The 9,548-nt window shown below is 46.1% G+C and carries 10 protein-coding genes and 2 pseudogenes; 2 read left to right on the top strand and 10 right to left on the bottom strand.

Annotated features, from left to right (window positions below; translation table 11 throughout):
• Positions 1–347 (top strand): annotated as a pseudogene (locus ACEYV4_RS07940) (SAM-dependent methyltransferase); the annotation flags it as partial.
• Positions 348–593: 246 nt separating this feature from the next.
• Here the strand turns inward: ACEYV4_RS07940 and ACEYV4_RS07935 are convergent.
• Together ACEYV4_RS07935 and ACEYV4_RS07930 are read right to left on the bottom strand one after the other, a co-directional pair.
• Complete coding sequence (locus ACEYV4_RS07935) at positions 594–1,058, bottom strand: hypothetical protein (RefSeq protein WP_373842793.1); 465 nt, start codon at positions 1,056–1,058, stop codon at positions 594–596.
• The gene (locus ACEYV4_RS07930; protein ID WP_373842792.1) at positions 1,055–1,501 is read right to left on the bottom strand and encodes a hypothetical protein; all 447 of its coding nucleotides are present in this window, start codon (positions 1,499–1,501) and stop codon (positions 1,055–1,057) included. Before ACEYV4_RS07930 ends, ACEYV4_RS07935 begins: the two co-directional genes overlap by 4 nt.
• 115 nt (positions 1,502–1,616) lie before the next feature.
• Between ACEYV4_RS07930 and ACEYV4_RS07925 the strand changes: the two genes are divergently transcribed.
• Positions 1,617–2,075 carry a universal stress protein gene (locus ACEYV4_RS07925; RefSeq protein WP_373842791.1) on the top strand — a complete coding sequence of 153 codons (459 nt, stop codon included), beginning with the start codon at positions 1,617–1,619 and terminating at the stop codon, positions 2,073–2,075.
• Between the two features lie 73 nt (positions 2,076–2,148).
• Here ACEYV4_RS07925 and ptsP read toward each other — a convergent pair whose 3' ends face one another.
• The 8 genes and pseudogenes from ptsP to ACEYV4_RS07885 all read right to left on the bottom strand — a co-directional run.
• Complete coding sequence (ptsP, locus tag ACEYV4_RS07920) at positions 2,149–3,876, bottom strand: phosphoenolpyruvate--protein phosphotransferase (protein WP_373842790.1); 1,728 nt, start codon at positions 3,874–3,876, stop codon at positions 2,149–2,151.
• A gap of 95 nt (positions 3,877–3,971) precedes the next feature.
• Positions 3,972–4,703 carry an L-ribulose-5-phosphate 4-epimerase gene (locus ACEYV4_RS07915; RefSeq protein WP_373842789.1) on the bottom strand — a complete coding sequence of 244 codons (732 nt, stop codon included), beginning with the start codon at positions 4,701–4,703 and terminating at the stop codon, positions 3,972–3,974.
• 29 nt (positions 4,704–4,732) lie between these two features.
• Positions 4,733–5,005, bottom strand: a complete 273-nt coding sequence (locus ACEYV4_RS07910) for a hypothetical protein (RefSeq protein WP_373842788.1) — start codon at positions 5,003–5,005, stop codon at positions 4,733–4,735.
• On the bottom strand, positions 5,002–7,128 hold the full coding sequence (locus ACEYV4_RS07905) for a BglG family transcription antiterminator (protein WP_373842787.1): 2,127 nt from the start codon (positions 7,126–7,128) through the stop codon (positions 5,002–5,004). The genes ACEYV4_RS07910 and ACEYV4_RS07905 overlap by 4 nt, the downstream gene beginning before the upstream one ends.
• A 105-nt stretch (positions 7,129–7,233) precedes the next feature.
• Positions 7,234–7,530, bottom strand: coding sequence for a PTS sugar transporter subunit IIB (locus tag ACEYV4_RS07900; RefSeq protein ID WP_373842786.1), 297 nt, complete (start codon positions 7,528–7,530; stop codon positions 7,234–7,236).
• Between the two features lie 44 nt (positions 7,531–7,574).
• A complete protein-coding gene (locus ACEYV4_RS07895; RefSeq protein ID WP_373842785.1) occupies positions 7,575–8,975 on the bottom strand; it encodes a PTS galactitol transporter subunit IIC in 1,401 nt (466 codons plus the stop codon).
• 13 nt (positions 8,976–8,988) lie between these two features.
• On the bottom strand, positions 8,989–9,426 hold the full coding sequence (locus ACEYV4_RS07890) for a PTS sugar transporter subunit IIA (RefSeq protein ID WP_373842784.1): 438 nt from the start codon (positions 9,424–9,426) through the stop codon (positions 8,989–8,991).
• Positions 9,407–9,548, bottom strand: a pseudogene (locus tag ACEYV4_RS07885) (PTS glucose transporter subunit IIA); the annotation flags it as partial. The pseudogene ACEYV4_RS07885 and the gene ACEYV4_RS07890, both read right to left, overlap by 20 nt.

The raw sequence follows: 9,548 nt of genomic DNA, 5'->3' as shown, positions 1-9,548 counted from the left end.
CCGACAGCAGGGATTGGGTAAAAGAAAACGAAACCGGCAAGCACCCAGTGACTACGATCGAACAGCTGTCGGCTATCGACGCCGTTGATAAGTACGGTGAACAGGTTGACTACGTGTTAATGTCATGGGCACCTGACAAAGGGGATGGCGACATCAAGTTGTTAAAACACCTGCGTGAGAACTTCCCTAACTTGAAGCTACTAGTAATTGGTGAGAAGAACGGGGCCACCAATTCAAAAGGTTTCTGGCAAGAGGCCAAATTATCGCAACCAGCAGACTTAAAGGCTGTCAGTGACCGCCTTAAAAGTTTTGACCTGATCGACGAACAAATTTACTTAGCAAAGTAAGACAAAAGCGGGACTGTGAAAATCACAGTCCCGCTTTTCGTGTATTGATACTATCTCAGACAACATGAGGATGTCCACTTCCTCAGCCGTCAGGCACCCTGCAATCCGGCAGGTTAACGTGCCCCACTCGAAAAATCATAACCGCTTTTTGCGGGATAGCCAATCTATGGGTCGGCTACCTGACCTCTCGACTCATCGCAGTGTTTACCCTAACATCATAGACCTAAAAGTGCAAGTGATGCCTGATTAATCCTCTTTATTATCAGCGCGATTCTCCATTAATTGTGCCAGTTGATCGGCCACCCAAGATTGGAACTTAGCGACTGTATCGGCATTGTTTGCTTGTCCAGCATCCGCTGCCAGTTCATCAATGCGTAAATTAGACTTATTCAAGTCCTCACCTTCAGCCACCATGTAGAGCTTAACCGGGTACTCTTCATCCTTGTTTAAGAGTTTACCGTTCAACCGTTCAGCGTCTGCCATGGGGACGTTAATAAGGTTGTTTTCAAGCCGGACGCTAATGGGATCGCCCTTCTGCACTTTAACTTGCCATTCATAGTTAGCCAGATAACCACTGTCAATCGCATCCTGCATGAAAGCCAAGCCAGTTTTAATGCTAGTGGCTTGCTGGATCTTAACAGCCGTGCTGTCTATTTGTTCATGCCGTGCATTGGGTAATTGTTCTAAATAATCAGCGACGTTTAACTTCATTTCTTAGAGTCCTTCTTTGTCTTTGATTTTGTAATCGTTTGGTGAGTTTGTTCGTAAACGGCCCGGTTGTGCAAGGTCCGCTGCCGCATCCCTAAGCCAATACCGTAAACACAGACTAACACACCCGCCAGGGCCACCATCTGCATAATGATCCCGGAAAATGACGTCCGGTGGTGGATCTGCAAGACGCCACCCAGATCAATGATTAAGTAGTAGAGCATGATCAGGATCGTGGCATAGTTGGAGAAACGGGCATCCCAAGCCGCCAACAGAATCAAAATAACCGCCAAGAAAATGATCAATGCTACCCGGCCCCAAACGGCTGCAGAGCCCAGTGAATACCCGTACTGGTTAAACATGTAAAATTCAGTCGCAATGGCAATCAGCATTGAGACAATCGTGATCGCTACAATCTTTGTTACGTTTTTTTGTCGTGAATCCATCTTTTTTCTCCTTTAAACATCTCTTTTATTCTACTAGGAACTGATTAAAAGCTCAATTCGCGATAATCATGGTAAAATATAAGTTATCTAGTAATTACTGAAAGGAGGGTCCAGTTTGACTGAATCACCTTATAAAAATATTTTAGTACCCGTTGATGGTACCAGGGCCACTCCTGGGGTAGTCGACAAGGCTATTCAGTTGGCCATCGTCAACCACGCTCATTTGGACATCTTAAACGTCGCCCAAATCAATCAAATCACTGAAGGCTATGCAACACTCAGTGACCTCTCTGAAGGTAAGACCTACGAGATCGTCACCATTGTCGCCCAGCGCTTAAAGGACATCCAAAAGCGGGCTGAAGACGCTGGGGTTAAATCTGCCAGCATCCACGTGCGCTTTGGCAACCCCAAGACCGTCATTGCCCGCGACTTCATCCGTGACCACCATAACGACTTGATCGTCATGGGTAGTTCCAGCCTCAATCGTTTTGAGCGGGCGCTGATCGGGTCAGTTACCGCCTACGTCATCCGCTTAGCACCGTGTGACGTGGTCGTCGTTAAGCATAAACGTTAATTTATTAATTAATTACAAAAAGGAGCATGATGCATTCGCATCATGCTCCTTTTGCTATATTTGGTTGTTTAGCTTACTTCAGGTTCAGGGTTTGCTTTACCAGATCTTGAACTTCTTCAACCGTGTCTAACTTCAATGCCTTTTCGACTAAGTCAGCACATTGCTTGGTATCTAAGTCTTTCATCATGCTCCGGGTCCGCAGAATTGATGATGCAGACATGGAGTATTCATCCAGACCCATCCCCATCAGCAGTGGTAATGCTAACTGGTCACCGCCCATTTCACCACACATTGCAGCCTTAGTGTTGTGACGGTGAGCAGCGTAGATAACGTGCTTGATCAGGCCTAAGAAGGCTGGGTTCAGTGGCTGGTAGAGGTATGAAACAGAATCGTTACCACGGTCAGCGGCGAAGTTGTATTGGATCAGGTCGTTAGTACCGATGGAGAAGAAGTCGACTTCTTCAGCCATCTTGTCGGCGTTGATCGCAGCCAGTGGTACTTCGATCATCATCCCGATCTTGACGTTCTTGCCAATGCCAGGGTGATCCCTTTGCAGTTCTTCAACACATTCGTTGTAAACCTTCTTAGCGGCCCGCAGTTCAGCCAGCGTCCCGATCATTGGGAACATGATCGAAATTGGGCCAAATTCAGAGGCGCGGATCAAAGCACGCAGTTGTGGCTTGAAGATCTTTTCAGGGTCATGCAGACTGATCCGGATAGCACGGTAGCCCAAGAATGGGTTCATTTCCTTTGGCAGTGGCAGGTAGTCCAGTGGCTTGTCCCCACCAATGTCCAGAGTCCGGACAACTACCGGCTTGCCCTTCATCCCCACAACAGCCTTCTTGTAGGCTTCGAACTGTTCGTCTTCAGTTGGCATGTGGTCGCTACCCATGTACAGGAATTCTGAACGGAAGAGCCCAACACCGTCAGCACCCTGCTTCATGGCGTCAACAACGTCGTCAGGAGTCCCGATGTTAGCAGCAATTTCGAATTCCTTGCCATCCTTCGACTTGGAAGGTGCGTCGACCATCTTAGCCCATTCAGCACGTTCCTTTTCGAAGTCACCGGCCTTCTTTTCGTATTCAGCCACTTCATCGTCACTTGGGTCAATGATGGCGTCACCATTCAGCCCATCAACGATGATCTTTTGACCGGACTTAACGCTGCTGGTGATGTTTTCGGAACCAACAATCGCTGGGATCCGCAGTGTCCGTGACATAATAGCAGCGTGGCTAGTCCGCCCACCAAGGTCAGTTACCATCCCTTTGACGAACTTCTTGTCCATTTGCGAAGTGTCAGATGGGGTGATTTCGTGGGCCACGATGACCACTGGCTTGTCAATGGCAGCAATGTTTGGCAGCTGCTTGCCCAGCAGGTGGCTCAAAGCACGCTTTTCAACGTCCTTCACGTCGGCAGCCCGTTCCTGCATGTACTTGTTGTCCTTCATGGCAGCCAGGGTGTCGGAGAACATGTCCATGACGTCGCTCGTTGCCTGTTCAGCAGTAACCTTTTTACCTTCGATTTCCTGCTTAATTTGACTCTTCATTTCAGGGTCAGACAGAATGGCAATGTGAGCGTCAAAAACGGCCAGTTCTTCGTCACCAAGACGGTCCTTGGCGTTAGCCTTAATCTTATTTAATTCATCAATTGAATCAGCAAATGCCTTTTCTACGCGCTTGTATTCGGCATCAGTATCTTCAATGGTCTTCTTATCAAAACTCAAGTCTGGGTCAACCAGCAGGTAAGCTTCGGCAATCCCGATACCATCGCTGGCGGCAATTCCTTTAACAACGTTAGACATGACTTATTCTCCCTTCAGCTTATGAGCGCTTTCATTAAAGCTAATAACATTATACAACGAATCAGCCCCGTTGGACTGACCAACTGTTGTCTCAATTAGTTTTCACGCTTAGCGTGATCCTTGGAGTGAGCGTTGTTTTGCCCGTAGTAAGCGTTCTTACCATGCTTCCGGTAGTAGTGCTTGTCTAACAGATATTGTGGCAAGTGAATGTTGGCCCGGTTCAGCATCATTGAGTGGTAGTCTTCTTCAGCAACTACTTCGAGAACCTTAGCATTGTAGACAGCCTTGGCAGGTGTCGGCCCCCACGTGAAGGGACCGTGCTGCATCACCAAAGCAGCCGGAGTAGCTTCATAGTCAAGGTGACGTTCCTTAAAGGAGCGGATAATGACCTTCCCGGTATTGCCTTCGTAATCCTCTTCAATTTCTTCCTTCGTTAACGCATCAGCGGCTGGTACATCCGTGTAGAAGGTGTCGGCATGGGTTGTGTTCAGCGCCGGAATATCCATCCGGGCAGCGGCAAAGGAAACAGCCCATGGCGAGTGAGTGTGAACAATACCGCCAATCTTTGGGAAATGATTATACAAATAGGTATGCGTGGGCGTATCTGACGAAGGATTTAAGTCCCCTTCAACAACTTCGCCCTTGAGGTTAACAACCACCATCTTGTCAGGTGTTAATTCGTCATATGGAACACCCGATGGCTTAATGACAAAGAGCCCTTTCTCCCGGTCAATACCGGAAACATTCCCCCAAGTAAAGGTGACTAACCCTAGCTTCGGTAATTGCATGTTTGCTTCATAAACTTCTTTTTTTAAATCTTCAAGCATTTTCTTTCTCCTTAAAATAAATGACGTTGTTATTTGAAGAGCCAGCCACCTTCAGCTGCGATACAGATAAAGATGAAGAACAGAATTGCCCAGTTAAGGTAGTGAATAATTCGGCCAAATTCACGGTCCACTGAATATTGACGAAAAATAATCAAAGCTACCATTAAAGTCGCAATGGCGTTGGTCATCCCAGAGTGGGCATTACCAATGACAAATTCCCAGATGGAAATCGAAATAGTTACAATTAGGCAAAGTGTCATCACAACATAAAAGGGAATATTATATTTCTTCTTTTCCTTCATTCCTGTTCCTCCTGTTGGTTACTGTATTGACGAATAATTTCGTAAGCCTGCTTAGCATCGTTAGCAGCCAAAAGTTTTCGAAAGACCTTGCGGTTCGTAACCAGTCCCATAACTTGGGCCAGTGCCCGATCATGTTCGTGGTGTTCGCCCGGTGCAAGGACAATCAAACACCTAATCTTCTCTGTCCCCTGTTTGGTCTTAATCACTAATGGCTCTTTTAGAATTCCCAGTGCCATCCCGATTCGATTAACATGGCTATTAGGAGCGGAATGGGCGAGAAATGTATCAGCCGAGACCATCATGTACGGACCGAAACGGTCAATGAGATTCAAGATATCCTGGTAATAGGCCGCATCAGCAATTCCCTGGTCGGTCAAAATCCAACAAAGCTGTCTAATCATTTTGTCTAAGCTAACGGCACTAGCTGTGACCTTAATGGCAGCCGGTGTTAAGAGGTCCGCCAAATTCTTCTTTTCCGGAGCGAGTTCTTCCTGTCGGTCTTGAAGCGGGTACAGATAAGCGGACAGTTCTGCCCGTAGCCCCTTCTCATCATTCAAGCCAGCATGCCGTTTAACAATGGAAATGAGCTTATCTAATGACTGTTCTTGGCCGATAGATAGTTTCGGGAAGTACTGGTGAAGCGCTCGTTCAATCCGGTAACTGTCCTTATACTCAAGAACTGGTTGAACACTGATGATGGGAATGTTAAATTCCTGCTGGTTGAGACTCGCTGTCGAAATGATCAGCTTAGCCCGGTTGGGCATCCGCATAATTCGTTCCAGGTTTTCAATGCCAAGTGAACGCGAAAAGTTGATTAACGGGTACTGACGGTGCAAAGTCGAGTAAAGGATTGCGGACGTTGAAATACCACTTGTGCAAACCAGCAGGACATCTGCATTCAAGTAATCCTGAATATCGTCTGACTTATCAATGAAACGGGCGACATCCGTTTGCGTGGTATCGCCAACCGAAATGAAATAAAGACAAATTAATGCAATTTCACTCGTTGGAATCGGTGCATCCACAAAGATTTGGAGTGGTCGGCACGCAATCTGAACAAACTTAATCATTTCAGGGAATTTGCGGTCAATTGCTTCCAACAGAGGCATTTCAAACGTGAAATGGTACCGGCAACGAAAGTAGGTTGCATAAAGGTGGACGCTCAGTGCATTAACAAAGGCATCATCATTAATCCGTGTTCCGGCAATTTGGTCATAGCGGAGCATTATTGCCCGGGCAATATGATGCATTTCCTTTTTGAAATCCGCATTGACGTAATTCAAAACATCAACCTGTGAGCAAAGCACGATCTCCGTAAAGAAGATAATTTCATTGGGGTCTTGGATCCCGTTTTGTGCCAAAAAATGTTCAACTTCTGGGATAACACCATCGGTAACGGCCATAATCTCTTCATAAGTAGTGTCTGGAGTAGTGACCCGGTGACCGATTGAAATTCGAAAAATACGGAACTTGAGGCAACGAATAATTGTTTGAGCAGCGTTTTCAGTAAAACGCGTATTAAGGTGGCTTTCCAAATTGCTAAGTTGTTTGCGAGCCGTCTTCATATCCAGAGCGGGAAAAGCCAAGCGATCAATTCCTGTCGCAATGACCCCGTGACTATCCTGCGAAAGTTGCCGAAAAACATAACGGCAAATTGTCTCCTCGCTTCCCTGCAAAACGTGGCCCTTCGGTGTCGTCGTTAACTTCAGGTTGCTATATTCCGTTTCAATCCGCTTGAAATCGGCAATGATCGTATTACGAGTGACGCCAAAGCGTTCGCCTAAGGAGTTGATTGACTGGGGATCATTTTCAGTCAGCATCGACCAGATGATGGCATCCAGGCGTTGCTTAAGAGTAACCGCTGTCCGAGACGAGTTTTGCTCAACGGCTTTTTGACGCTTTTGCCAACCAGCAACAGCTTCATCTGGCAACAAATAGCCAACACCCCGTTCGTTTCGAATCTTGGGCAGCCCTAGCTGAGATAGGAGCTTATTTGCTTGTTCAATCCGGTAAAAAACGGTCCGTCGTGAAATTGCAAAGCGTTTTTCTAGTTTCTGTGCAGAAACGTAATCGTGAGTGGCTGCGAGGTAATCTATCAGTTTTTTGGCATTTTCAGATGCCATCCTGCTCACCTCAATTCAAATCTGGAAAAATCGTCAGTCACAACAAGGGCCCCCAGCCTTCGATTTCCCGAATGCTGGAGGCCTCCTTTCTTAACAAAGAAACAATTAGCCTTCCTTGATTAAGTTTTCAACCTGGTCGATAACCGTATCGGCACCGATACCAGTCAACAGTGGCAAACCATTGATTACAGGAATCTTAATGGAGTCATTGTCGTATTGAGTCGTGGTGATTGCCATGTCGGCTTGGTCAGCCATTGATTCAACGGATTGAACTGACGTTTGGATCAACTTGTAGTCTTGGCCTTCTTCATAGCCACGAGCTTGCAGTTCTTCGTTCAGCTTGTTCATAGCAGTAGTACTAGTAACAACGCCGGCACCACATGCAACAATAATCTTCTTCATACTTGAAACCTCCTCAAATATCTAGGGACTAGTTTGATCAAAAATTAGTTCTTAGCAGCAGCCTGCTTTGCTTCACCCTTCTTTTCGTCGCGAATGATGCAACGGTGGTTCCAGATCAACATGATTGCACAAATAACAATCCCGAAGATATACAGTGCCCACTTGTTGTGAGCCAGTTGGAACATAAGCCATGGGTATGGGTTAGATTCATAGTCGATGGAACCGATCAGAGTTGAACCCTTTGGAATAGCAAAGTGTGCAGCCCGTGCAGCCTTGGTGAAGAATGGTGACAGGTTAGTACCAATGTACAGACCCAAAATCACGTTGATAGCACCAATGATGAATGAACGGAAGAAGTCACCATGAACAACAGAAACAATCAGAGGGAACATGAATACGAAACCGGTCAGACCGATAGTTGGCAGGAACTTGTTGCCTGGCAGAATAAATGCAAAGACCAATGAAAGTGGAATCATCAGAGTAGCACAAGCCAGAACAACTGGGTTACCAATACCAACGGCAGTATCCATACCAATGTAGAACTTACGACCACCAAAGTGCTTCTGAGTCAGCTTTTGGATAGCGTTGGAAACAGGAACAACCCCTTGCAGCAACAGAGCAGCCATCTTTGGAGTAATGATCATGATAGCGGAGAGAGTAACGGCCATCAGCAGGATCTTACCAATCTTAGTTGGCCAGTCCATTCCTGGAACGGCAAAGTATGCCAGGAAACCAACCAGCAGACCAATAACAAACCCTAACAAGGTTGGTTCACCCCAGCTACCGAACTTCTTGTTAAAGTCCTTAGCATCCAAGTGAATCTTGTTAACACCTGGAATCTTGTCAATAATCCAGTTGATAACAACGGCGAATGGAACGAATGAACCTGCGTAACCGTGAGGAATTGAGATCCCTGGCAGACCCAGGTACTTTTCTGACAGTGGAGCAGTCCGGTCGGCAGTAACCATGATGACGATCATGATGACACTGGCAGCAAACAGACTCAGCAACATGTCACTGGTTAAGGCATAAATTAAACTACCAGTAAAGGCAAAGTGCCAGAAGTCCCAGATGTCAACGTCGATAGTCTGGGTAGTCTTAGTAACCAACATAACAATGTTGATTGCGATCCCCAGAGGAATCATCGTAACACCGACAAGTGAGCCGTAGGCGATGGCTGAAGCTGATGGCCAACCAACATCGATAACGGAAAGGTTCATGTGCAGAACCTTAATGATTTCCTTAACGGCTGGATTCATAACACTAGTCAGAATCGTAACGGTGGCGTTCAGACCAATGAATCCGATACCAACCATCAAACCACCCCGCAGGGCCTTAGCAAATGGAACCTTTAGACATAACCCGAAAATCAGGAAGATAATCGGAATCATAACCGTTGGCCCCAAGTTAACAATGTACTCAATGAAATCAATAACTGGTTTCAATTTTTACACTTCCTTACTTGAAGTAATCCTTGAGTTCTTGATACAACTTTTCGGAATCATCAATCTCAATCAGCTTTTGTAGATAATCCTGTTTTTGGAATAATTGCATTAAGTTTTGCAAAAGCGTGACCTGACTGTGTGGTTCCTTCATCGCTAACATGGCAACAAAACGAACGCTAACAGTTTGCGATTTATCAGCCATGTTGGCGAAATCAACTGCCTTCTTAAGTGAGGCAAAGACAATCGCTGGTTTTTTAACGTACTTGACGTCGGTGTGGGGAACGGCAACACAAATGTCACCACTTGGCAACCCGGTTGGGTAAACCTTTTCCCGATCCAAAACCGCTTGTTTATAGTCAGCGTTCACGTAGCCTTGTTTATAAAGGGCGTCGGCTAACTGACTAATAACATCGGTTGAATCTTTGGCATCCAGCAAAAATTTTACCTTCACTTGGAATTACTGCAATGCCTTTACCCATGACACCACTAGCAAAAGTTGGATCATCAACCTTAGAAACATCTTCTAAATCACCTTTAGCAGGTGCATGTAACTCATGTTTTTCATGATCTTTA

The organism is Limosilactobacillus sp., assembly GCF_041859915.1.
Classification (GTDB): domain Bacteria; phylum Bacillota; class Bacilli; order Lactobacillales; family Lactobacillaceae; genus Limosilactobacillus.
This window is presented reverse-complemented; position numbering and strand designations above follow the sequence as displayed.

Coding starts and splice junctions, on each gene's coding strand:
- ACEYV4_RS07930 (WP_373842792.1), bottom strand. CDS start 1,501: ATGGATTCACGACAAAAAAACGTAACAAAGATTGTAGCGATCACGATT.
- ptsP (WP_373842790.1), bottom strand. CDS start 3,876: ATGTCTAACGTTGTTAAAGGAATTGCCGCCAGCGATGGTATCGGGATT.
- ACEYV4_RS07900 (WP_373842786.1), bottom strand. CDS start 7,530: ATGAAGAAGATTATTGTTGCATGTGGTGCCGGCGTTGTTACTAGTACT.
- ACEYV4_RS07905 (WP_373842787.1), bottom strand. CDS start 7,128: ATGGCATCTGAAAATGCCAAAAAACTGATAGATTACCTCGCAGCCACT.
- ACEYV4_RS07910 (WP_373842788.1), bottom strand. CDS start 5,005: ATGAAGGAAAAGAAGAAATATAATATTCCCTTTTATGTTGTGATGACA.
- ACEYV4_RS07935 (WP_373842793.1), bottom strand. CDS start 1,058: ATGAAGTTAAACGTCGCTGATTATTTAGAACAATTACCCAATGCACGG.
- ACEYV4_RS07915 (WP_373842789.1), bottom strand. CDS start 4,703: ATGCTTGAAGATTTAAAAAAAGAAGTTTATGAAGCAAACATGCAATTA.